Origin of the sequence: Psychrobacter sp. G (genome assembly GCF_000418305.1) — a bacterium.
GTDB lineage: Bacteria > Pseudomonadota > Gammaproteobacteria > Pseudomonadales > Moraxellaceae > Psychrobacter > Psychrobacter cryohalolentis.
The window spans coordinates 356399-380221 of sequence record NC_021661.1 but is presented as its reverse complement, the minus strand read 5'-3'; the positions used below and the strand labels follow the sequence as shown (position 1 = coordinate 380221).

18 protein-coding genes are annotated in these 23823 nt (G+C 42.4%); 10 read left to right on the top strand and 8 right to left on the bottom strand.

Going from position 1 to position 23823, the window contains the following annotated elements:
- Positions 1-10 precede the first annotated feature (10 nt).
- Complete coding sequence (gene icd, locus PSYCG_RS01595) at positions 11-1270, bottom strand: NADP-dependent isocitrate dehydrogenase (RefSeq protein ID WP_020442670.1); 1260 nt, start codon at positions 1268-1270, stop codon at positions 11-13.
- A 216-nt stretch (positions 1271-1486) separates the two neighbouring features.
- Here icd and PSYCG_RS01590 point away from each other — a divergent pair, with 216 nt between their 5' ends.
- Positions 1487-2113, top strand: a complete 627-nt coding sequence (locus PSYCG_RS01590) for an rRNA large subunit pseudouridine synthase E (protein WP_020442669.1) — start codon at positions 1487-1489, stop codon at positions 2111-2113.
- A 268-nt stretch (positions 2114-2381) separates the two neighbouring features.
- Positions 2382-3221 (top strand): DUF305 domain-containing protein, encoded by an 840-nt coding sequence (locus tag PSYCG_RS01585; protein WP_020442667.1) that lies wholly within the window; start codon positions 2382-2384, stop codon positions 3219-3221.
- Positions 3222-3347: 126 nt separating this feature from the next.
- Here the strand turns inward: PSYCG_RS01585 and PSYCG_RS01580 are convergent, their stop codons facing one another.
- The gene (locus PSYCG_RS01580) at positions 3348-5294 is read right to left on the bottom strand and encodes a M61 family metallopeptidase (RefSeq protein WP_020442666.1); all 1947 of its coding nucleotides are present in this window, start codon (positions 5292-5294) and stop codon (positions 3348-3350) included.
- 325 nt (positions 5295-5619) lie between these two features.
- Between PSYCG_RS01580 and PSYCG_RS01575 the strand changes: the two genes are divergently transcribed.
- Positions 5620-6105 (top strand): FKBP-type peptidyl-prolyl cis-trans isomerase, encoded by a 486-nt coding sequence (locus PSYCG_RS01575; RefSeq protein WP_011279591.1) that lies wholly within the window; start codon positions 5620-5622, stop codon positions 6103-6105.
- Positions 6106-6606: 501 nt separating this feature from the next.
- Here PSYCG_RS01575 and PSYCG_RS01570 read toward each other — a convergent pair.
- Complete coding sequence (locus tag PSYCG_RS01570; protein WP_020442665.1) at positions 6607-8817, bottom strand: carboxy terminal-processing peptidase; 2211 nt, start codon at positions 8815-8817, stop codon at positions 6607-6609.
- 482 nt (positions 8818-9299) lie between these two features.
- On the opposite strand from PSYCG_RS01570, the gene nagZ reads away from it, so the two are divergent.
- Positions 9300-10382: a beta-N-acetylhexosaminidase gene (gene nagZ / locus PSYCG_RS01565; protein WP_020442664.1), complete on the top strand. Its 1083-nt coding sequence runs from the start codon at positions 9300-9302 to the stop codon at positions 10380-10382.
- A 115-nt stretch (positions 10383-10497) separates the two neighbouring features.
- Here the strand turns inward: nagZ and PSYCG_RS01560 are convergent, their stop codons facing one another.
- Positions 10498-12099, bottom strand: coding sequence for an OmpA family protein (locus tag PSYCG_RS01560; RefSeq protein WP_020442663.1), 1602 nt, complete (start codon positions 12097-12099; stop codon positions 10498-10500).
- A 442-nt stretch (positions 12100-12541) separates the two neighbouring features.
- Entirely contained in the window at positions 12542-14059 is a 1518-nt protein-coding gene (locus PSYCG_RS01555; protein WP_020442662.1) for a hypothetical protein, read from the bottom strand.
- A gap of 317 nt (positions 14060-14376) precedes the next feature.
- Here PSYCG_RS01555 and PSYCG_RS01550 point away from each other — a divergent pair, with 317 nt between their 5' ends.
- The 6 genes from PSYCG_RS01550 to PSYCG_RS01525 all read left to right on the top strand — a co-directional run bounded on the left by PSYCG_RS01550 (position 14377) and on the right by PSYCG_RS01525 (position 19625).
- A complete protein-coding gene (locus tag PSYCG_RS01550; protein ID WP_020442660.1) occupies positions 14377-14985 on the top strand; it encodes a rhomboid family intramembrane serine protease in 609 nt (202 codons plus the stop codon).
- Between the two features lie 113 nt (positions 14986-15098).
- Positions 15099-16043, top strand: coding sequence for a metallophosphoesterase (locus PSYCG_RS01545; RefSeq protein ID WP_020442659.1), 945 nt, complete (start codon positions 15099-15101; stop codon positions 16041-16043).
- 130 nt (positions 16044-16173) lie between these two features.
- A complete protein-coding gene (gene purE, locus PSYCG_RS01540) occupies positions 16174-16734 on the top strand; it encodes a 5-(carboxyamino)imidazole ribonucleotide mutase (protein ID WP_020442657.1) in 561 nt (186 codons plus the stop codon).
- Between the two features lie 241 nt (positions 16735-16975).
- Positions 16976-18331 carry a 5-(carboxyamino)imidazole ribonucleotide synthase gene (locus PSYCG_RS01535; protein WP_020442656.1) on the top strand — a complete coding sequence of 452 codons (1356 nt, stop codon included), beginning with the start codon at positions 16976-16978 and terminating at the stop codon, positions 18329-18331.
- A complete protein-coding gene (locus PSYCG_RS01530) occupies positions 18331-18780 on the top strand; it encodes a YaiI/YqxD family protein (protein ID WP_011279582.1) in 450 nt (149 codons plus the stop codon). Before PSYCG_RS01535 ends, PSYCG_RS01530 begins: the two co-directional genes overlap by 1 nt.
- Positions 18781-18986: 206 nt before the next feature.
- Complete coding sequence (locus PSYCG_RS01525) at positions 18987-19625, top strand: NAD(P)H-binding protein (protein ID WP_020442655.1); 639 nt, start codon at positions 18987-18989, stop codon at positions 19623-19625.
- A 301-nt stretch (positions 19626-19926) separates the two neighbouring features.
- Here PSYCG_RS01525 and epmA read toward each other — a convergent pair whose 3' ends face one another.
- The 3 genes from epmA to PSYCG_RS01510 all read right to left on the bottom strand — a co-directional run bounded on the left by epmA (position 19927) and on the right by PSYCG_RS01510 (position 23394).
- Positions 19927-20949 (bottom strand): EF-P lysine aminoacylase EpmA, encoded by a 1023-nt coding sequence (gene epmA, locus PSYCG_RS01520; RefSeq protein WP_020442654.1) that lies wholly within the window; start codon positions 20947-20949, stop codon positions 19927-19929.
- 39 nt (positions 20950-20988) lie between these two features.
- Complete coding sequence (locus PSYCG_RS01515; RefSeq protein WP_020442653.1) at positions 20989-22149, bottom strand: 4-phosphoerythronate dehydrogenase; 1161 nt, start codon at positions 22147-22149, stop codon at positions 20989-20991.
- Positions 22150-22254: 105 nt separating this feature from the next.
- Complete coding sequence (locus PSYCG_RS01510) at positions 22255-23394, bottom strand: AI-2E family transporter (protein WP_020442652.1); 1140 nt, start codon at positions 23392-23394, stop codon at positions 22255-22257.
- Positions 23395-23823: the final 429 nt, after the last annotated feature.

The following is a 23823-nucleotide window of genomic DNA, read 5'->3' as shown; positions in this document are numbered from 1 at the left end:
CATCATTTTCTTACGCATTCATATGTTTGATGATTGCTTTACCAAACTCAGAGGTACTCAGTAAGGTGGCATCCGGCATCAAGCGTTCAAAATCGTAGGTCACGGTCTTATTTTTGATAGCACCTTGGATACCTTCGATGACCAAGTCAGCAGCCTCTGTCCAGCCCATATCACGTAGCATCATCTCAGCTGACAAAATAAGCGAACCCGGATTGACTTTGTTTTGTCCGGCGTACTTTGGCGCTGTACCATGTGTTGCCTCATATACGGCAATAGCAACTCCTTTATTAGCACCCGGAGCAATACCGATACCACCGACTTGCGCGGCTAACGCGTCAGAGATGTAGTCGCCGTTTAGGTTTAATGTCGCAATCACTGAGTAGTCAGCTGGACGCATCAGGATTTGCTGCAAAAACGCATCCGCAATCACATCTTTAATCACAATCTTATGACCTGTCTTAGGATTTGTTATCGTCATCCAAGGGCCACCATCTAGTAATTGAGCACCAAAGCACTCAGTAGCAGCCTCATATCCCCACTCTTTAAAAGCGCCTTCAGTGAACTTCATAATATTGCCTTTATGCACAAGCGTCACATTGGGCAAGTCATTGTCGATGGCGTGCTGAATGGCTTTACAAATCAAACGCTGTGAGCCCTCTTTTGATACTGGCTTGATACCAATGCCACAATCTTCTGAAAAGCGAATCTGTGTCACGCCCATCTCTTCTTTTAAAAACTTAATGACTTTTTTGGCATCCTCACTGCCTGCTTTCCACTCGATACCGGCATAGATATCTTCTGAGTTTTCGCGGAAAATAATCATATCAGTCAACTCAGGATGTTGGACAGGACTTGGAACGCCTTCGAACCAACGTACAGGACGCTGACAAACGTACAAATCAAGCTCTTGTCGCATTGCCACGTTCAGCGAGCGCATACCACCGCCAACTGGCGTGGTCAGCGGACCTTTTATACTGATGACATAATCACGCAACACATCAAGCGTCTCTTCTGGCATAAATTCGCCGTCATAAATTTTAGACGCTTTTTCACCGCAATAGGTCTCCATCCAAACGATGGACTTTTTGCCTTTATAAGCTTTTTCAACTGCCGCATCAATCACTTCAATCATGACAGGTGTGATATCAACGCCGATGCCATCGCCTTCGATAAAGGGAATGATCGGATGATTTGGAATATTGAAGGATAAATCAGCATTTACGGTTATTTTTTCGCCGTTTATTGGTACGATAACCTTGTTATATGACATGAGGTGATACTCCTTGATAGGTATTATGTGTTTTAAGCGTCCTTGGCATTCTGTTATGCTAGCTGTTTTATCATGGTGATGACAGCATTATAAATGTTTGTACAATACGATAAACTTAAGGTAAAACACGCCTCTACCTTTAGGCTTTACTCATATATTAATTCTTATAGTATATGTCCTGCTATCCGCCATTTTATTTTTGGGAAACGCTATTTTATGTCCAGCTCTAGCCTGATTTTGTTTAATAAGCCTTACGGAGTACAAAGTCAATTCCGTGATGACAGCAATAATGACCATACTACTCTATCAGAATATTTCACGGACAAGTCACTCCGTATCGCTGGTCGGCTTGATGCTACCTCAGAGGGGCTGCTGATTTTGACCAGTGATGGACGTATCAATAAAGCCATTACGCAGCCACCATCTACAAAAGGTTTTGCGCAAAACAAACAAAAACAAGGTAAGACTTATTTGGTGCAAGTAGAAGGCATGGTCACTGCTGTCCAATTAAAGGCGCTGGCGTCAGGCGTGGTCTTGAAAGACGGTAAGACATTGCCTGCCTCTGCAGTACTTGTCGATGAAGCCGACTTGCCGATTACATTATGGGAGCGCGATCCGCCTATTCGTGAGCGTAAAAATATCCCAACGTCATGGTTGATGCTGACTATTTATGAAGGCAAAAATCGCCAAGTGAGGCGTATGACTGCGCATGTAGGGCTGCCTTGCTTACGCTTGATACGCTGGTCAGTGGCAGGATTTGAGCTTGGAGAGTTGGGCGTTGGTGAGTTTGTACGCATTCATTTAAATAGTGAGCAATGCCGAAAACTTGGCGTCATAGGTTAGCTATAATAATACCTAAGTAAAGTTGTACTTAAGATAGCTTTTTTTATTTAAGCTCACTATATTACGACATCTTAAACATAGCGTCTCGAAAGAGTAAGATTTATCTGTTAACATTTAGTTATATGCTTTATATGCTTTATATGCTTTATATGCTTTATATGCTTTATATGCTTTATATGAATCATATGATTCATATGATTCATATGATTCATATGATTCATATGCGTTTTTGCTAAGCTTCTTGTTCAATTTATGGTAAGGATATGTCATGACTGCTTTTCATCGTTTTGCCTTGTTTGCTACTGGCGTGTCTGCTGCGCTATTAATAAGTGCTTGCCAGCCAGCATCAGATGATGTTGAGGTGAATGCAGTGCAAGACGATGCACCGGTCGTATCAGAGCAAGTTGACAGCCATAAAGATATGGATGCTCACGATATGATGACTGCTGATACTACGCCAGATGAGATGCCAATGACGGACATATTTAAAGACTATACGAAGTCTATGACTGATATGCATAATGAGATGATGGTAGGTATGGCTTATAATGATCCTGATACAGCCTTTGCAAAAAGTATGCTTGGGCATCATCATGGTGCAGTAGATATGGCAAAGATTGAGCTTAAATACGGTACTGATGAGACGATGCGTAAGCTGGCAAAAGACATCATTGACTCACAGCAGCTTGAGATTGATATTATAAATAAATGGCTTGCTAGCCACCCTGATGCGCCCAAGCCGAAGCCCAATACCCAAGCAATGCAACAAGCTTATACGGCAGGCATGCAAGCCATGCATGACGACATGATGACTGGCATCGCAAACCCTGTGCCAGACATGGCATTTGCACGTGGTATGCTGCCTCATCATCGCGGCGCGGTAGATATGGCAATGGTACAGCTCCAATATGGTACTGATAAAGAAATGCTTAAATTGGCACAAGACATCATTGATGCCCAGCAGCCTGAAATTATATGGTTACAAGAGTGGATTGCACAAACGTTAGTTAATGCAGAAAAAGATGCAAGCAGTGTTACCGATCAAGATACTTCTGCAAACCAGAAAGAAGCCGTAAAGGTTGCCAAAACCACAAAACCTAATGCTTAAATTTTAAGCGTATAACACAAAGCCCATACTAAGCATCATTGTTTAGTATGGGCTTTTTAATAGCTGCTAATTTTATAGTAGCCACTATCTTTGTAGAGCACTCAACTACGTGTGATAGCCAAATCACTATGACTGAGCACCCTTCATCACATCTAACCAAGCACTTTCTGTTTTTAATTCATTTATTTTATTTTCATCATCTGTATTAGCCTTTGCTAAACGCAAGCTAATACTATGTGGACAGACTTTATCTAAACCATCACTCTCATCTGTATCGACTTTCGGTACAACCTTAACCGTCATCAGCTCATCACGGCGAAACAAATGGCATTCAATATCGTGTGATGCATCATTGAATAGTGCTAGTTGTTTGTTATCTGCTTTGATACCATCAATTGCGATAATAACATCATGTGCTGAGAGTCCAGCTTTTGCCGCGGCGCTCGCGCGCGCTACCTTACTGACCTTGAGTCCTATTGGCGTTTCAGCACATCTCATGCCCCACGGTACATGTTTATCAGCGGTCTCTTTGGTATTGCTATGTAACTGAATACCGTTAGCGGCTAACAACGATTTCAGAGGCAACTCTTCAACGCCATTAACATAGCAGCGCTCAAAATCTTCCCAATCCGCTAATGGCATAAACTGCCCAATAATAGTCCCCATATCGGCACTACTGATCCCGACGCGCTTTTTGTCATTTTGCTTCGCTTGTTCATAAAAAGCTTTGACCACATCAAATAAACGATAACGTCCCGCGCTCTTTTCTAGTAGCGTTAAATCCAGACATAACGCCACTAAAGCTCCTTTATTGTAGTAACTGATACCCGCATTGCCAGTATTTTCATCGTTGCGATACAGCTTAATCCACGCATCAAAGCTCGATTCTGCCACACTTTGCTGTGCGCGACCCGGCGTTTGGTGATAGCGATTAATTTGTTCTGCCAATAACTTTAGATAGCTTGCCTTATCAATAACCCCTGAGGCTTGCAGCATAAAATCGTCGATATAGGAGGTAAAGCCTTCAAATACCCATAGCAAAGGTGTAAAAGCTTCGTGGCGTAAATCCACATCTAGCATCACATCGGGACGAACTGTCTTGACCCACCACGCATGAAAATACTCATGACTACACAAGCCTAAAAATCGCTGATAATCACTACTTGGCATTGTTGGTTCATTGATACGAGGTAAATCACGGCGTGGGGTAATCAAACTGGTCGAATTGATGTGCTCCAAGCCGCCATAATCTTGCCCACTAGCATAAGTCATAAAAGTATAATCATTAAATGGCGCGTCACCCAACCAATTGAGATACGTCTGGCAGATCCGAGTTAGGTCTTGCTGCAATCGTCCCATATTGGCATTATGCTTACCCGCGAGGAAAAATTGATGGCTCAGCGTCTGACGCTGATTATCTTGAATGATAAAATCAAATTTCTCTTGTATCGCAATCTCAAATGGATAATCAATCAGTTCGTGATAGCTGTCCGCTTGCACACCATATAAATATTGCTCATCGCTTTGTAAGTATGTAGCTTTAAGTCCCCACGCCAGTAATACTTGCTCTTTATTTTTATCCATAAAAAAGGCTTCAGGTACCATCAAGCTAACTTGGATTGGTGATTGCTCTTGCCCAGCAACTGCCAATGCCAAAGAAGTAAAATTGCCGTACAAGCGCTGCTGATCCACATAAGCCGTGCGTACCGATAAATCATAACAATATACTTCGTAATATACGCTTATCGTTTGCCCTGCTTTTGCGTGTGGCAATTGCCATGTGTGCTTATCAGTTTTTTGCGCGCGATAACACTTAGGATTTTTATTATTCGCAATCTGGTTATCCGATAACTCTTTATCCAATATCTCGTAATGTACAGCGGTGATATTTCGAGCAAATTCACGCATCAAATAACTGCCCGGTATCCATGCCGGTAGCCATAAGCTTGGCGCGTCTGTATCTGCTGTAAACCTAAGAGTCACATCAACCAGATGTTCTAAAAAACGTTCAAAGTCGAATTGGTAGTTAATATTAGATGGCTGATTATCGGCAGCATGAGAGAGTGAAGTCATATTTTTTTATCCTTATAATTATTGCTATGGTAGAAGTCATTGCTCAAAAACGCAACTGGCGAACCTAAAACCAGCAACGCAGTATTTGGTTAATATGCTAAAAACATGGATTATTCTGCTCAATTACACGATTAATTGGCATTTTTTGTTGTTTTAACCTTGAAAGTGATGGGAGTTATCGCAATTAAAGAGGCTAACTGCTAAAGTTACCCTAATAAACTGATGATAATTAACTGATGACGTGGCTATTTGGCTGGCTGATTGGCTTTTTTAGGTTTATTGCAACCGTATTTAATTTTTAATATCAACATATTTAGGATAATTTATGACTACTATCGCAAAAGACACTGCCGTCAAGTTCAACTACACGCTAAAAGACGACGAAGGTAATATCCTTGACCAATCTCCAGAAGGTCAACCACTTGCTTATTTGCATGGTCACAGTAATATCATCCCAGGTCTAGAGCAACAACTAGAAGGTAAATCTGCTGGCGAAAGAGTTAATGCTGTTGTTGAGCCTGCTGACGGTTACGGCGAATACCAAGAACAAGCGGTACAACATGTACCACGTGACAACTTCCAAGGCGTTGAAGATATCCAGCCTGGTATGCAATTTCAGTCAGAAGCTGGTGGTCAAGTGATGCTAGTTACTGTGACTGCCGTCAGTGACAAAGAAGTGACTGTTGATGCAAACCATCCACTAGCTGGCAAGCGTTTGACTTTTGATGTTGAAATCCAAGAAGTACGTGCTGCTACTGAAGATGAACTAAACCACGGTCATGTACATGGCGCAGGTGGCGTTGAACACTAATCTCTTATAGATTATTGTGCTAGATGCCTAAACAATGAGTGATGAAGCCCATCCTTTGTTGCAAGGGGTCAGTAGATTTTTCTATTGACCCTTTTTTATAAGCAAATTTAAAGGTTTTTATCTGCAATTACTTGAAGTTAAGACCTTTAAAATATCACAAAGCCCAGACGTAACAAAGCCGCATAATGACTAGCATTATGCGGCTTTTATTACCAACCATCCATGTTACTGTCATTCAATACTTAATCCCGAAGTATTTTATAACGGTCGGGCATCCAGCCCTATCATCCCTAATCAGCAAACTACCTATCCCTTATGCGACTTTCCAGATACCAATCCCTAGTACCTCTGAACCTTTCAGTTCAATCGTGCCGTAGATGTATAATCGCAGATTGACCCATACTAAGTAAGAGGTCTAAACGTCAATCCTTGTAAGCATATGCTTACGTACAATTTTCGTAGAGTTTGGGCAGCTGAATAAATAATAGTCTACAATAATTTTTATAGCTTTTCTTCAGGACTGCTCAGCTTTGTTGGCTCAGCACTGAGCATAATATAAGCCGCTTCATTAATGAAAGCTTCATCTTCTGGTAGCTCTGGACGCTCAGCAGCCTTCATCTGACTACGCTCTTCAAACTTCGCATCCATTGCCGCTTGATAAGTATTCCAGTTGGCATAAGGACGCTCACCAGTTGCAATCTGACGCTTGTTCTCAGCCTCTAGGGAGCGTTTTTCTATTAGCTGCATTTTGGCACGGCGTTTATTGATATCGAGCGCAACTGGTTTTTTCTCATCTTCCATATTACGGATATCATTGAGCGTTGATAAATAAACGAACTGCGGATTTTTTTGTTGGCGGATTTTTGACTGTTGGTTAAGAGTCGCCAAGGTATTCGACGTGAATTTACCTTCGGGCTTATACGGTGCAGTCTTAATTGTATCCCAAGGCAGCGCCTTTTTCTGTGCGCGCTCGCCAAAGGTTGCATCGTCATAGATGTTGACCAATTCAATATCAGGGACCACGCCTTTATTCTGCGTACTACCACCGGTGATACGATAGAATTTACGCTGCGTTAATGTCGCCGAACCAAGCGCCAAGCTGTCTAATTGGATTTGCGCTGAGCCTTTACCTGTTGTCGTGCTACCGACTACCAAGCCACGTCCATAATCCTGAATAGCGGCGGCAAAAATCTCACTTGCTGACGCAGATGCAAGATTGGTCAAAACGACTACCTTACCATCATATAGCTGCTCACCACCGTCATCATCACGGTAAACTTGAATATTGCCACGATTATCACGAATCTGTACTAGCGGACCACTCTTAATAAAGAAGCCAAGCATCTTGGCAACTTCATCTAGTGAGCCACCTGGATTATTGCGCAAATCAACGACCAAGCCATCGATATTCTTTGTATTTAACTCTTTCAATGCTTTTTCGGTATCGATACTGACACTACGATAATCTTCACCATTACGGCGGGCTCGGTAGTTCAAATAAAAGCTTGGTATTTCAAGAACACCGATACGTTTCGGAGTTTTATCGATATTTGGACGCTGAACTTCAACGACACGCTGAGTGACGCCTGATTCTTCTTGTGCAATAATATCTCGAACCACAGTCACATTACGAGCACTGGCATCAGGGGTATTAGGCTGACGAACTTTAATCGTCACCGATGTACCGCGTTTACCACGAATCAAACTGACGATTTCACGGGTTGACCAGCCGACCACATCAGTCATAGTCTCGCCATCTTTGGCAATACCAATAATTAAGTCGTTAGGCTTAATTTGACCGGATTTAGCTGCCGGACCGCCATCGACTAAGGTCACAATACGCGTATAGTCTGGGTTTTTACGGTCAGGGCGGATAGATACCCCAATCCCTTCTAACTGTAGGCTAGATTGTATTTGCAGCTCATTGGCTTGAATTGGCGCGTAATAATTACTGTGAGGATCGTAGGTCAGCATCGCCGTGTTTAAGATGGTTTCCATAATCTCATCATCTTTGAGACGGGTAAATTGCTCTTGCTGACGAGATAAGCGATTCAGTAAAATCTCACTTGGCGTGCGCTCATCATTACGGACCAAATCTTGACCACGCGTGATATCCGGGTTGTCTAAAAAGACTTTTTCTTTTGCTTTTTCGTCTTCCTTACCTAAAGTAATACTCATCAACTGAAACTTTAACTGACTTGCCCAATAGTCGCGCTGCTCTTTTTTGGTCTTAAAATGATTGAGCTTTTCACGGTCAAGGACAATGTTATCTTTGCTGGTCAAATTAATATCCGTTTTTAGCATCTTTTTTGCCATGGCAAAATACTCATTTGAGCGTTTACGATAGCGCTCAAATACTTCTACCCCAGTAGACAAATCACCACGCTTTAAACGCGCACCAAATTCATCGGCATACTTTTTCTTAAACTCATCGACATCAGATTGCAAAAACAACGTATGGTTTGGATCGAGACTATCGATATACATAGACAAAATCTCGCTACCAGTCGCTGTATCCAGTGGCTGATTAAGATAATGACTGCGATCCAGCAATGCCGCTACTTGGCGCGTGGTAACCTGTTGCTCAGGCGTCTGTTTAAAACCTTCGGTATTGGTATCAGCTACTGCGGTGCCGTAGCTCTGGGTAAGAATTAAACCTGCGATGCCCACTGACGCTGCACTGAGTAACCACTGTGCTGGTTGTTTTTTCATCATATCTACCTAATTATTTTAAGTGAAAAGTATGCTCTGTTTTTAGCAAAATCAAAAAATATCTATAAATGGCTGTCCATAAAATCCAGCTATTTTTACTCTCTTATATTTAACACTAAACCATGCGTTACGCTAGCACTAAAAGCTTATATCTGCGTAAGGATTATGTTGGTTTTATCGTTAAAAAACCAATCAATACTAGCATGGGCATGAATATAGCTCTGTCTCAAACTGTATAAACAATCTTACACGCTGCGCGCGCTCATACCAAGTTTCCTACTATATAAACCAGATAACTCTATTTAACGAATATCGTTCAATGTATTAAAATGTCTTCAAATGAATTCCCGTGATACATTATGCTGGACTCGTAATTACTGTCATAATAAGCCCCTGACAGCGATGAATAATAAATGTCATTTCTTATGACTTTTTAGTTTACCGTAGCATATAACAATATATAACCTCATAAGGATCACGCAATGTATGGTGTTTTGATGATTGATATCGATAGTACCGCGCTGACGGCTGAAGATGTCAGCTTGATTAGACAAGCACAAGTTGGTGGGGTCATATTATTCGCCAGAAACGTCACCGATGCCGCCCAAGTGCGCGCGCTGTGTGACGACATACGTTGTCACAACGCTGACATTCTGATTGGGGTCGATCAAGAAGGCGGACGCGTTGCCAGATTGCGTAACGGTTTTACGCCACTGCCAGCGATGGGAAGACTTGGTGAGTTATTTAACCAAGACCCCAATCGCGCTCTAGACTGTGCATATGATTGTGGCTATTTGATGGCAGCAGAAGTATTGGCTGTCGGGATTGATTTGAGCTTTGCACCGGTGCTCGATAGAGATGGTATCAGCCAAGTTATCGGTGATCGCAGCTTCCACCATGAGCCGCAAGCTATCACCGCTTTGGCAAGCCAGTTTATGCGTGGTATGAAAGCCGCTGGCATGGCAACCACGGGCAAGCATTTCCCTGGTCACGGTGCAATAGCCCCCGACTCGCATGTTGCAGAAGCCATCGATGATCGTAGTTTAGATGAGATTATGAACAGTGATATGCAGCCATTTGCGCAAACGTTGCCTTGGCTTGATGCTTTGATGCCAGCACATGTGATTTTTTCGCAAGTAGATAATAAACCAGCGGGTTTTTCTAAGATTTGGCTCAAAGACATTATTCGTGAGCAGCTGAATTTTGATGGGGTGTTATTTTCTGATGACTTGTCTATGGCAGGGGCAAAAGCTGCGGGTGATGTCAGTGCGCGCGTCAAAGCAGCGATTAACGCTGGCTGTGATATTGCTTTGGTCTGTAATGACCGTGTCGCGGCTCATGAAGCAGCAAAAGCGGCGCAAGAGCTACCCTATCCCAATCAAAAACGTATCAAAACCATGTGTGGACAGATACCCGCTTGGCAAGGCGACCTTGAATCGACTTGTCAGCAGTTTGATGATTGGCAACAAGCAAAAGAGAATATCTCACAGACGTTTTTTCCTACTCAATTAGACTCTAAGGCATCCGCTAATCTTGAGTTAAAAGACCCAACCAGTTACATCTAATAGGTAGCAATCAAGTTAATTTGATATAGAAGAATAGACAAAATAAAAACCGCACCTTGATTAAGATGCGGTTTTTCTGCTTAATAGTTTAATTCAATGTATCTTAACGCTTCGCTTAATTGGTTGCAGCTGGATCCAATGCCGTACCACGGCTAGCATCATCAGCATCTGGCATTAAATCATCGTTGTCGCTGTCTAATGGATTTAGGTCTGGATCAAGCGCATCACTATTAATCGCTAAGCCATCATTGGCCGTAGTCGTTTCGTCATAGACCACAAACTCGATACGGCGGTTACGGAAACGACCTTGGTCTGTCGTATTGTCCGCTATAGGATCGGTCTCACCCATACCTTTGGTCATAAGCTTACTCGGATCAACACCTTGCGCGACCAAATACGCCTTCATAGCCTGCGCACGCTCTTCTGATAGCTTTAGATTATAAGCAGCATCCGCTGTTTTGTCAGTGTGACCAATAATCATCAGTGTCATATTGGGCACTTGCTCCATTAGCTTCACAGCGCGATCTAATAGCGCTTTATTGGCGTCAGGAATCACCGCTTTATCTACTTCAAAATTGACCACTTGTAGACTTAAGGCGCGAGCGACATCACGAGGATCGGGGTTCTGACCCAAGTTATCCATTGCCGCCTCAGACGCTGTTAAGCTATCAGCAATCTCAGTTTGCTCATTCAGTGGACCTTCAGCAATAACTGTCATCGCTGGCGCAGCAGCTTGTAAATCAGATACCAATTTGGTTAAAGCGGCAGTATCAGCAGCATTGACCGTAATCGTATCGCCTTTGACCAACATACTGGCATTTGGGACATTTTTAAAAATAGGTAAAATAGTGGCAAGCTGCGCAGTCGCTGGCATATCTATTGAGAAATTATCATCGACATCTGCACGGCAATTATTGGCGGCATCACCAAACACGCCAGTCAGCGCAGTCATGACATTGCTCTGTAGTGTGTCATTACCCACATCCATACGGCATGCATATAGCTCACTATTTTCACCAGTAGCAATACGCAAGGATGCTGGTGTAATATCACCTGCAACTGCCTGCCCATCACTATCCGCGGCTTGTTGCTCTGTCACAACAGGCTTGCCGACCGGCTCAGGCTTATCTTGACAGCCTCTTAATAGCGCCCAAGCTAAAGCCCCTAAAATAATCAATCCAATAATAGGTAACAGCGCCTTCATAAAGCTGCCATCTTTTTCTGCTTCGCGCTGTAGCGGCGCGGTGCTCACAGTATCTGATATATGCATACCAGTAGAAACAGGAGCAGCAGCAATCACGCCAACAGGCAATACAGCCGTTGCCCATACGGGAATATGACGCTGATAACTGTCAATATTTTCGTTTAAAAATTGCGGTACTGGAGTCGTACCTGCCAAACTTTTGATTTCATGATAAGCAAGCGGGGCTGCCATGGCAATTAAGCCACGAGCAGCCGTAACATCGACGTTATGCTTACCGGCAAGCTCGCGAGCGATTTGATCGCGATGTGCGTCTTCTGTCCATACACGATCATAAAAACCTTGATCATCACGAGCAATCGTTTCATTGGCAAAACGGTCATGGGTCTGATTGTCTGCTAGACGCGCCGCAAAAATAGCATAGAACTGTTCAAGTAAATTTTTCTTGGCGGGATTGTGATCGTCTCCAAGTACCGCTGGACTGACTGTCCGTGTCAAATGACTAATAATATCCATAGCATCCTTCCTCGATTCATCATTATTTTATGTGACTTGTTTTATATCGTTTAGGCGCTCAAAAAAAAGCGCGTTATGTCAGTGCTAATATATAACAGTATTAATCTAAAATTTAATCGTCTGAAATAACACCTAGCTACGCTATAAAGTGGGCAATGATCAGATTCAGCTTTCGTCATTATAAAAGTATTAAGAAGGCGTTCACAATCAACGCGCTGTTGTGCAAATGCTACAATAAGTAATATTTCAGTTGTTACTCGTAACTATGATGCCTATAAAGTGAAAATTGCGAATCTATATTCAGCTCAACGTTAAATTGCAATATTAAAACAGTACCAATTAAATATTGCCTAAAAAACTGCTTATTAGTGGAAACAAAAAAGTGCCTTATAAAATATAAGACACTTTTTAACGTTTTATAGTCTTTAAAAATGATAGTGACTTATCTTCTGACTTGAGCAGGTTCAACCACAATAACATTGTTTGCCATGTCATCAACTTCAGATAAAGAGATAGAGCCATTTGAACCTGAAGGCGCGTTATTAAAATTATTAGTATTATTATTTCTGACAGGTGCTGGCATCACACTATCGTTGGTCTCATCGTCTGGTGCTTGATATTCCACATTATTAGCGCTGTTGTTAGCGTTGTTATTGGCAGGCGCATTCTCAAATTGATTATTAAAATTATTGGTCGCCATACCTTGTTGCTCCACGATACCATTATTCATATCATTAGGGTTGCTAGGTAATGGTAGTGGTGCAGTACTCTCAATCATCATCGATGGTAGCAATGTACGCATATCTGTCATTAAGCGCTGTAGCTGCATAGCATCAGGCGCCTCTACCGTGATGCGATCATTCTGTAATTGTAAGCGCGCAAACGGCGCTGCTCTTAATAATGTCAGCACATTAGGTAATACCTCTATTGGCATATTGGCAACGCTGCTGGCAACGCCTTCTTTGACAGTTAACTGACACATCCCTGCCTGCTCACCAAAGCTAGTATTGAGCGCCTGTTGTAATAGGCTTTGTAGCGCGACATCGCCCACTGACCCACTACAAGTATAAAGACTGCCATTGTTATCCACCCCCACTATGAGCTCAATTGGCGTTACCACTTGTACGGGCGGTTCAATCACAGGCGGCACGACAACTGGCGTTGTCACCGCAGCCTCTACTGGCGGCGTGTCATTTGGCTTGATTAATAATGCCCACACAAGTCCAATAGCGGTCACTGCCCCTAGTAATACAAATGTCCATAGCAACATGTCATTACGTTGATTACGGGTACGTGTTTTTTCTCGGCGTAGGCTGCTATTTTCTGCCAAATGATGCTCTGCTGGACTGACATGAATCGAATCAGTGCTGAGACGCTCATCTAAAGTTGGTATCGGCGATTCTGCTGTGAAACTCGGTGAAGCGATAATATCGACAGCGGCGGGCTTGTAGTTATTTAAAGTAACAGCTGGTATCACAGTCCCTGCCAATACTCTCTGGCTCTGAAACAGCTCATCATCAGTATGCTGCGGCGCGCCAATGATAGGTGCGGACCATATCGGCAAATAAGGGCGCAATGAGGCTTGTTCACCTTGCAAAAAGGCTGGCAAAAATCGTCCATTTGCCAGTATTTTTAACTCTTGATAGGCCAGTGGCGCGGCATTCATTAGCAGCTGCATCGTCGTAAACTCATCAATATGATGGGTCGCTGCCAGCTCTTGAATCATCAACCGACGTAAGCTTGCGGTTTGCCAAAGTTGCTCAAATAACGGCGGTTGTGCGACATTCTCATTGATAACGGTGGCATCAATACGCAATAACTGTGAGTAGATATGTGGCAATGCCAAACGCGATGCCAAAATCGCATAAAATTGTTCCAATAAGCTGACATGGGAGACGCTACCATTGTTACCCAATATAGCTGGGGTCACCGTTTGCTCTAGTTGATCGATGATACTCATAAGTTACTGCCTCTGTCAGCGTTAATATTACATATATAGTCGATATATTTTGATTGGTCATAGCATCAGTCGTTACTGTCAGTATACGAAGCATTACTCACTGTCACTCGTACGATGTTATATTATTCAATATAAACAAGCATTAAAGCACAATTTTGTCGCATATTGGTTTTTGCATGATAATCGCTGCTGCTATTATTAAGATGAATACGTAACTGTTTATTACTCATATTTGGATGACAATAACCCATACAACTTATGTTATAAGTATTGCCTTACTTATCACTGCTATCTAGACCCAACCTAAGGACTACCCTTTGTTTAACCAGACGACGCTTATCATTATTATTACGGTTATTGTCAGTCTATTGGCGTGGCAAAACAAAGCAGTGTTTAATCGACTGATTTTTTATCCCCCAGCAGTGAACAATGGTCAATGGGATCGCTTTGTGACTCATGGATTTATCCATGCTGACAGCATGCACTTGCTCTTTAATATGTTCACTTTATACTTTTTTGGTCGTGCCATTGAGAGCTTATACCAGAAGTTTTTGTTCGGTTATGGTTTTCTGCTTTTCTATGTACTGGCTATTATTGTTGCGATGATTCCAAGTTATATTAAGCATAAGCAAAGTGCCAGCTATTTAAGCCTTGGCGCATCAGGCGGTGTCTCTGCTGTATTGTTTGCGTTTATATTGCTTGCTCCTTGGGAAAAAATCTATCTGTTTGCGATCATCCCTATTCCCGCTATCTTATTTGCAGTAGCCTACGTCGCTTACAGTATCTATTCTGATAAACGCGGCGGCTCAAACATCAATCATATGGCCCATATGTGGGGTGGCGCATTTGGGGTGATAGCCACCATCATTTTAGAGCCAAAAGTACTACCACATTTTCTAAATGCGCTGTTGTCACCTGGGTTTTGAAAAAATTGACTGAAAATAACAGTAACGAATCAAGAAAATACGGATAACAGTGGCTATCATTTTCACAAAACCGCTTTTTACGCCCTTTTATATTTAAGATTTGAAACTTTACTATGATTATAGATGTTATCGGTGATATTCACGGCTATGCAGACAAGCTGGTTGGATTGCTACAGCAATTGGGTTATGTGCATAATGGTCAGTACTTTGTGCCGCCAGCCGGTCATCGTGCGCTATTTATTGGGGATTTGATTGATCGCGGCTCACAGCAGGTAGCGACATTAGAAATCGTTTTTGCTATGCTCGATGCCGATGTCGCTGATGCAGTGATGGGCAATCATGAATATAATGCCCTTGCCTTCGCTACCCTCGATCCTGATGATAGCAGTCAATATCTGCGCTCACATAATGAGATACATACCCGCCAGCATGAGGCGTTTTTGGCAGAAGTACCTTTTGGTTCAGAGACACATGAATATTGGCTACGACGCTTGTATGAGATTCCTTTGTGGCTTGAAACCGACTATGCCTGCTTTGTGCATGCTTGTTGGGATGTCGACAACATGGCGATATTGCAGCCGTTATTGACAGAGAGCAATTGCCTGACAGTCCATGGGCTGATCTCGACCTCTAGAGAAGGTACTGCAACGTTTGATGCGTTAGAGCGCGTGTTAAAAGGTGTTGAAACGCCGCTGCCTAAAGGCTTAGTGATGGTCGATAAAGAAGGTACTAAGCGCACGCGCGTACGAGTACGCTGGTGGCTTGATAAGTTGAATACACGCAGTCTTTATGAAGTAGCGCGCGCACCTTTATCGGCATTAGCGCAAATTCCTAAAGATGTATTGGCTGAAAATATTGACTTCACTCTGAAAACCCACAAACCTGTCTTTGTCGGACATTATTGGCTAACGGGTGACCCTGAGCCACTCAGTTCACAAGTGGTCTGCACTGATTATTCGGCAGCCGTCGATAGCGGTTATCTGACCTGTTATCAGCTCGATAGTGAGCAGCCTTTACCGTTAAAGACCAGTCGTTTTATCCAATATCATCATGATTAAGAGGCTCGCATACTTGGCTATCTTTGAGATGTATGATGTTTTATATGCGCGATTTGGCATTAAAGCACAAACTTGGCTTTACGAATACAGCAAAATTTTTGTATGATGGTCTTTTTGAGGATATCAAAGCATGAGCATCATCTCAGCGACGGTTAACGCTATTGATCAGAACGCACCTATCACCTCCCCTGTTGGTCAACCAAAAGTTGGCATTATCATGGGTTCGCAGTCTGATTGGGCAACCATGAGCGCAGCAGCACAATTGCTTGCAGACTTTGATATCGCCTTTGAATGTGAAGTGGTTTCAGCACATCGTACGCCAGACAGATTATTCGATTATGCTAAAAGCGCAAAAGGCAACGGCTTGCAAGTGATTATCGCTGGCGCTGGCGGAGCAGCTCATCTGCCCGGTATGTGTGCCAGTCAAACGCCGCTACCTGTCTTTGGTGTCCCTGTAAAATCCTCTATGCTGAGTGGTTGGGACAGCTTACTGTCTATCGTTCAGATGCCCAAAGGCGTGGCAGTTGGCACATTAGCTATTGGCTCAGCAGGCGCTTATAATGCGGCACTGCTTGCGATTCAAGTGTTGGCATTACATGATGAGTCGATTGCGACTAAGCTGGATAATATGCGTCAAGCGCAAACTGACACCATTCTTGCCAGTCCAACGCCCGGTATTATTAATACTTAGTATTTAACTTAAGCGACTGGAAAATAATTATTATATTTACCATTTTTATCGTTCATTTTGAATATAAGCGGGTTTACTTGATATTTATTTTTAGATAAGTTTTACTAAATACAAGGTGCATACAATGCACCTTTTCCTATTTTAACTCGTTAGACTTTTATAGCCTTTATAGCCATATGCATTTATATTTTCATATATTGAAGCATTTAACCCCTTGTTTATCTGAATCAAAGAGCCTGCCATGACTATAGCGAACGCTTACCCTGTTACTCAAACCATCCGCACCATCGGTATTTTAGGCGGTGGTCAGCTTGGCATGATGCTGGCACAAGCGGCTATGCCATTGGGCTATCACTGTGTGTTTTTGGAAGACAGCGCTGACTGTCCGGCCAGTCTATATGGCCGCGTTTTTAGCAGCGAGCAATTAGATGCCTTTATTGAAGCAGCTGACGTCTTCACTTTGGAGTTTGAAAATACCCCAACTGCTACCGTTCAGCAACTAGCAAATCTATCAAAATCTGGCAGCAAACAAGGCATGTTCCCGCCAACGATTGCCCTAGATATTGCGCAAGATCGCTTAAAAGAAAAGCAGATGTTTAATTCGCTTGATATCGCAACGGTACCTTTTGTGTCTGTTAGTTCAGAGGCGGAATTACAGCAAGCTTGTAATGCTCTTGGATTGCCTATTGTCCTAAAAACTAGCCGAGGCGGTTATGATGGCAAAGGTCAGTTTGTGATTAGACAAGACAGCGAGATCAAAGCAGCTTGGCAAGAACTAAAGGATGCAGTTACGGGTAAAGGCACGCTTACACAAACGCCAGCGCCATTGATTGCTGAAGGTTTTATTCACTTTAGTCGTGAGCTTTCTATCATCGCCGCACGAGGTCAAAACGGTCAGGTACGCTGTTATGATTTGGTCGAAAACCATCATCATCAGGGTATATTAGCCAAAACTCAAGCACCAGCTATTGGTACCAGTCATTTATTCAAACAAGCAACTGATGCTATTACTAACGTCATGAATCATTTGGGCTATGTTGGGGTGATGGCGCTTGAGCTATTTGTGACCAAAGATGCTCGCGGCAATGATACTCTACTTGCCAACGAAATAGCGCCACGCGTGCACAACTCTGGTCATTGGAGTATTGAAGGTGCTGTCACCAGCCAATTTGAGAATCATATTCGTGCCGTAGTCAATCTGCCACTAGGCGATACTGACAATGTCTATCCAGCAATTATGATTAATGTCTTGGGGCAATATCCTGATATCAGTGAAGTGCTCAATATCGATGGCGTACATTATCATAGCTATCATAAAGCAGAGCGCGATGACCGTAAAATTGCCCATATTACCTTGATGCCAAATGATGTCGCAGACTTAGAGCCTGCATTGGCAAAGCTGGTCGCCGTACTGCCTAATAAAGTTGGTCTTGATAAAAAGGTAACGCCCATCAATAACCCGATAACAGCAGAAGATGATCTAATTACTGCTAAAGTAAAGGCTGACGCTGAAAATAAAGAAAGCTTAGCAAATGATGATAATGAGCAACAAAATTTTGAGTCAACCAACTCGAAAGCAGAGAAGGCTAAGAAATAATGCAGATTTGGGTAGATGCAGATTCAGTGCCTTTAATCGCCAAAGACTTGATTATTAAGACCGCTGAGCGCACACAAACGATGGCAATATTTGTCGCCAATCAGCCAATCAAACTGCGTAAATCGCCTCTACTGGTGATGACTGTCGTGCCCTCTGGCTTTGATAAAGCCGATGATTATATCGTTGAGCAGATTCAGCCGGGTGATTTGGCGATTACCAGTGACATCCCTTTGGCCAATGATATTTTGGACAAAGGTGGCATGGTACTGACAACACGCGGTGTGGTCTATGACAAAAATAATATCAAGCAAAAGCTCAATATGCGTGATTTTATGGACACCATGCGTGGTACTGGCGTGCTTGAGCTGCAAGAAATGAGCGGGCAAAAACCTTATGGCGATCGTGATAAAAAAGCCTTTGCCGATGGGCTAAATAAATTGGTACGCTAATCTTTTATAAATAACGTTCTCTCTATTATTTCAAAACCACTATACGCGCTTTGCTTCCTTGCAAACCGTATACACTCTATAACCAAACACTATGCAATCGGCACGCTTCATAACGAAGCATGCTGATTTTTCTTGTTACGCTACATTCAACGTTTAAGACAATACGTTTTAAAATTACGATAAAGCAGATAACAATAGGAATGATTATGAAAATTTTAGTAATTGGCGCAAGTGGTCGAGTGGGTACTGATTTGGTTAAGCAACTATTAGCAGATAACCATCAAGTGATCGGCACCACCCGTCAGGAAGAAAGATTATTCAATGACGATAACTATAGCCAACTAGATTTAGATATCACTGCAAACAAGGATGCAATTCAACAGCAAATTGATCAAGATATCGATGCTGTCTATTTCGTCGCCGGTTCTGGTGGTAAAGATGTGTTAGAAGTCGATTTACATGGGGCGGTTAAGACCATGCAAGCCGTACAAGGTAAAGGTATCAAACGCTATATTATGCTAAGTACCGTCTTTTCGTTAGACACCAGTAAATGGGACAGTTCAGCTATTGAAAATTTAAAAGAATACTATATCTGCAAGCATTACGCAGATCAGTGGTTAATCAATAACAGCAGTCTTGATTACACCATCGTACAAGCAGGAGCGTTAAAAGAGCGAACTGCCACTGGAAAAATTACGATCAATGATGATAATTCTGGTGAGAACTCAATCGAAGATGTCGCAACTACGCTAGCTGCTGTACTTAATGCAGACAATAGCATTAACACCGTATTTAGTATGAATAATGGTGAGACAAACATTGCTGAGGCTATTGCAAAATTATAATGGCGCCCCGTACTAGGGCGTGTCCTCATTTCAAAAATGGTGATAAAAATGAGATAAATTGCAGTCAAACGAGGAAAATAGCGCAGATAATATCGGGATATTAACCAGCTATTTAACGATGTTTGGTAAAATTTAGCCATTTTTAGCCCGTTTAGATATGATCAATTGAATTGAGGACACGCCCTAGTTAGTTATAAATAAAATGACAGACAAAAAAGCGAGTAAGTCAAAAGGCTTACTCGCTTTCTTAGTATAGGCTTGTAAAATAAGGAGCGACTATGTTAAATCTGTCGAAGAGCGATTAAGCCGAACCACTAGGAAATGAGATAACTTCTTCTAAGCTCGTTGCATCTGTCAACACCATCAGCAGCCTATCTAAACCAACAGCAATCCCGCTACAAGGTATCAAATCATCAGACGCTGCTATTAAGTGCTCATCAATAGGCATTTGTGGTAGATTATGACGCCCTCTCAATTGGTTGTCCTGCTCAAACCGCTCTCTTAACGCCTGCCCGTCTGCTAGCTCATCATAAGCGTTGGCAATCTCGATTCCTTTGATATACAGCTCAAAGCGTTTGGCAACTTTATTACCTTCTTTATCAACAGCGGTTTTAGCCAAAGCAGCTGTCGCACGCGGATATTCAATCACCAACGTCGGTAAATCGTGACCCAAGTGTGGCTCGACTGCATGGCTAAATAGTAAATCCAGCCAGCTTTGACGACGGTCTTGTTCGCTATCGCAGCTCTCTGCACTATTAAAATCAAATCCTATCAGACCTTTGTCTTCTGCCACGGCTTGTAATGCTGCTAGACTGGCGGTCAGCGGGTGAATACCAACAAAATCCATAAAAGCATCAACGTAGCGATAATGACTCATGATTATCGGATGACCATAGACCATCTCTAATAATTCACCAAGCTCTGCTGCCAGATCATCCAGACTATAATTTGGCTGATACCATTCAAGCATGGTGAATTCGATATTGTGGCGCGCCCCGATCTCATTATCTCGAAAGACCGGACAGATTTGATAAATGGGCACCTGCCAGCTGGCAAGCAAACGCTTCATGGCAAACTCAGGTGACGTATGCAGATAATAAGTACAAGGCTTGTCTTGATACGTGACCTGTGCGGCTACGGATTGTAAAAAGGTATCGGTATTGCCTGCTTGCGATAATAGCGGCGTCTGCACTTCTAATACTTGACGTATGGCAAAAAACTGACGAATGACACTCATTAATTTTGCACGCTGCTGCGCCATTGCAAGGGTCATCGTTGGGGCATAGCTTAGATTAGATAAAGGCTGATTATTGGCTTTACTCATGACTGGTTACAGTGCCTCATAAATCGTAAAAACAGATAATTAAATAGTCACACTGATTGTTTGTGCTTGCCATTCACGGCGCAGATGGTAATCACGGCGTAATTGATCAAAATCTGAACCTTTAACTTTACCGTTGGTTATTTTATTTCTTAATGCCGCATCGTCTTTTCTAATGTCATAAAATTTTTGCAATCTGTCTGGGTGTTCTTTTAGCTCAAACCATAGATAAGTATTGAGTGGTAGTAACTGATGCATCGATAATACAGGTAGTACTGCCAATTTTTCACACAAGGCATCATAAATAATTTGCGTGCCACGCAGCTTGCCTTCTAAGGTATAACCAGCAATATGCGGAGTGGCAATAGCAAGCTTTGATAGCAAACTCTCAGAAATCTGCGGCTCATGTTCAAACACATCCAATACCACTTGGCGTTCAGTCGCATCGATATCGGCTTCGAGGGCAGCGGCATCAATCACAGGTCCGCGCGCACTATTAATCAGCATAGTATGCGGCGACATCAGTGTCAAAGTTTCTGCATTAATTAAATGACGCGTTGGATAGTCGCTGACATTATTGCTAATGCTGTTGCTAAATGTACCTTGCGCATCCGTATCTTTTTTATCCGTTAAAGGGACATGTAAACTTACTATGTCGCTTTGGCTCAATACCTGCTCAAGACTAGCGTTATTGATATCGGATGTGGCTAATAAAGGGTCATAACCCAATATTTTCCAGCCTAAATCATTGGCATACTGAGCTAGCGTACTACCGATATTACCAAGTCCGATGATGCCCAATGTTAATGGCTTCGTGGATTGCTGCCAATACTGTGGGCGTAAAGTTAATATAGCAGTCAATACGTATTGTGCGACTGAATGCTTGCTACAGCCAGCGGCATTGGCAAAGGTAATATTGCGTTCTGCCAAATATTCTTGATCGACATGGTCAGTACCAATGGTCGCAGAACCAACGAATTTGACGCTATTATTCTCACTTAATAGTGATTCATTTATTGAAGTGACAGAGCGTATCAACAAAACGTCAGGCTGCACATTTGCCATTAATTGTGCATTGATATCACGACCAGCAACACGTATGACCTGCACCTGTTGCTCAGTATTTTGACCCAGCGCTACAGGATTAAAGAACTCATCAAGGCTTGCGATATTACTATCAGCCACAATAGTGAGATTTTTCATCGTATCTACCTTGTTTTTCATCGTATTCGCTACCGTCTCATTGAATATAGATAATCTTATATATGACTTTAAGCGCTTTAGATGATTGCTTTACTATAAACGCGCTTATAAAAGTGTGTCTTGGCTCGGCTGATTCACTTTAATCAAACTTTTACCTTGATCCAGCTCTTCTTGTTGGGCAAACAGATCATTTTTATGCTGTGATATCCATTCACGCCATACCGCAAGTCCGATTGCTAGTACCACAGGACCAATAAATAAACCCACAAAACCAAAAGCAGTCAGACCGCCCAACACCCCAATAAAGATAATAATAAAAGGAATTTTGGTCGCACCGCTAATAACAATCGGACGAATAAGGTTATCAACCCAGCTAATCACTAAAATACCCCAAAGTGCTAAGCCGATACCTTCAACCGTATGCCCTTGGCTCAATAACCAAAGTGAGACACCGCCCCAAACAAATGGCGTACCAAATGGAATGAGAGCAATGATAAACGTTACAATCGTCATTAAAATAGGACTCGGTGCACTGGCAAAATAATAGCCGATACCAGCAAGCAATGCCTGTGCTAATGCTGTCAGACCGATACCGTAAACCACCGCACGCGTGGTAGTACCGACAGAGTCAATATAACCGTCGATACGATTACCGATAATATTACGCAGCGCTTGTCGAATTTGGCGAACCAAACTGGTGCCATCGCGATAAAAGAAGAACAACGTCATAAGCGCCATACCAAGTTTGGCAAGACTGCTGAACACAACGTCAAAGGCAATTTTTCCGTAGTACAGATGCGACTGTACCCAAAGACGAAAAGCCTCTAGCGTCCCTTCAGGGTTTTTATTGATGCGCCAAAGCACATCTTTGACCTGCTGTCCTATTATCGGCAAATCTTTAACAGAATCAGGCACGTCCAGATAACCCACTTTAATACGATAGACCAAATTACTGATCAGGCTTAACGCTTCTTGCTGTAAGATAAAAATACCGGCTACCAAGGGCACGCCTATCATCAAAGTAATACTGACGGTCATAATCGCTGCACTAAAATTTGAGCTAAATCTGACTCTTTGATGAAAAAAGTTATAAATAGGAAAAGTCACATACGCCAAAATCGCTGCCCACAGTGCCGGTACAATAAAAAACTGCACCACTTGAAAACACAGCACAAACAGCACGACCAATAAGGTGATTGCCAGCAAACGCTGAATAATAAATTCTTTTGTCCAGTTTTCAATCATAGCGTGCAAACCAAGGGTGACCAGCAGAAACCTAATACGGTTCTACTATAAAATTTATAAATGGGTTGTTTAAATCACAGATTATGTTTGTAATTTTCATCCATTAGCGAAGATTTTGAGCAGTACAGATTTGGATAAAATATCTGCTTTTATAAGGTTAATTAGGCTAACAGCAAAAAACTATTATGCAACAAGATTATCCAAATAAATAACGCTATGTTGTAACCTTTACTTACAACTTTCTTGGGAGCAAATTTGTTAGTGCCTGTATCGTCATTGAGGTTGATTGCCAAAACCTATGGAACATAATTATCTTAACAAAAACATCATCAATATGCGCTTTTTAAGCACTTTTATATCTGCTATCTAGAGGGCTAAATCACTGGCTGGTTCTATTAGTAACATCAATTGATGTTATACTAAAGGGAT

Coding starts and splice junctions, on each gene's coding strand:
- PSYCG_RS01525 (WP_020442655.1), top strand. CDS start 18,987: ATGAAAATTTTAGTAATTGGCGCAAGTGGTCGAGTGGGTACTGATTTG.
- PSYCG_RS01535 (WP_020442656.1), top strand. CDS start 16,976: ATGACTATAGCGAACGCTTACCCTGTTACTCAAACCATCCGCACCATC.
- PSYCG_RS01560 (WP_020442663.1), bottom strand. CDS start 12,099: ATGGATATTATTAGTCATTTGACACGGACAGTCAGTCCAGCGGTACTT.
- PSYCG_RS01510 (WP_020442652.1), bottom strand. CDS start 23,394: ATGATTGAAAACTGGACAAAAGAATTTATTATTCAGCGTTTGCTGGCA.
- PSYCG_RS01570 (WP_020442665.1), bottom strand. CDS start 8,817: ATGAAAAAACAACCAGCACAGTGGTTACTCAGTGCAGCGTCAGTGGGC.
- PSYCG_RS01585 (WP_020442667.1), top strand. CDS start 2,382: ATGACTGCTTTTCATCGTTTTGCCTTGTTTGCTACTGGCGTGTCTGCT.
- purE (WP_020442657.1), top strand. CDS start 16,174: ATGAGCATCATCTCAGCGACGGTTAACGCTATTGATCAGAACGCACCT.
- PSYCG_RS01575 (WP_011279591.1), top strand. CDS start 5,620: ATGACTACTATCGCAAAAGACACTGCCGTCAAGTTCAACTACACGCTA.
- nagZ (WP_020442664.1), top strand. CDS start 9,300: ATGTATGGTGTTTTGATGATTGATATCGATAGTACCGCGCTGACGGCT.
- PSYCG_RS01590 (WP_020442669.1), top strand. CDS start 1,487: ATGTCCAGCTCTAGCCTGATTTTGTTTAATAAGCCTTACGGAGTACAA.
- PSYCG_RS01555 (WP_020442662.1), bottom strand. CDS start 14,059: ATGAGTATCATCGATCAACTAGAGCAAACGGTGACCCCAGCTATATTG.
- PSYCG_RS01580 (WP_020442666.1), bottom strand. CDS start 5,294: ATGACTTCACTCTCTCATGCTGCCGATAATCAGCCATCTAATATTAAC.
- icd (WP_020442670.1), bottom strand. CDS start 1,270: ATGTCATATAACAAGGTTATCGTACCAATAAACGGCGAAAAAATAACC.
- PSYCG_RS01530 (WP_011279582.1), top strand. CDS start 18,331: ATGCAGATTTGGGTAGATGCAGATTCAGTGCCTTTAATCGCCAAAGAC.
- epmA (WP_020442654.1), bottom strand. CDS start 20,949: ATGAGTAAAGCCAATAATCAGCCTTTATCTAATCTAAGCTATGCCCCA.
- PSYCG_RS01545 (WP_020442659.1), top strand. CDS start 15,099: ATGATTATAGATGTTATCGGTGATATTCACGGCTATGCAGACAAGCTG.
- PSYCG_RS01515 (WP_020442653.1), bottom strand. CDS start 22,149: ATGAAAAATCTCACTATTGTGGCTGATAGTAATATCGCAAGCCTTGAT.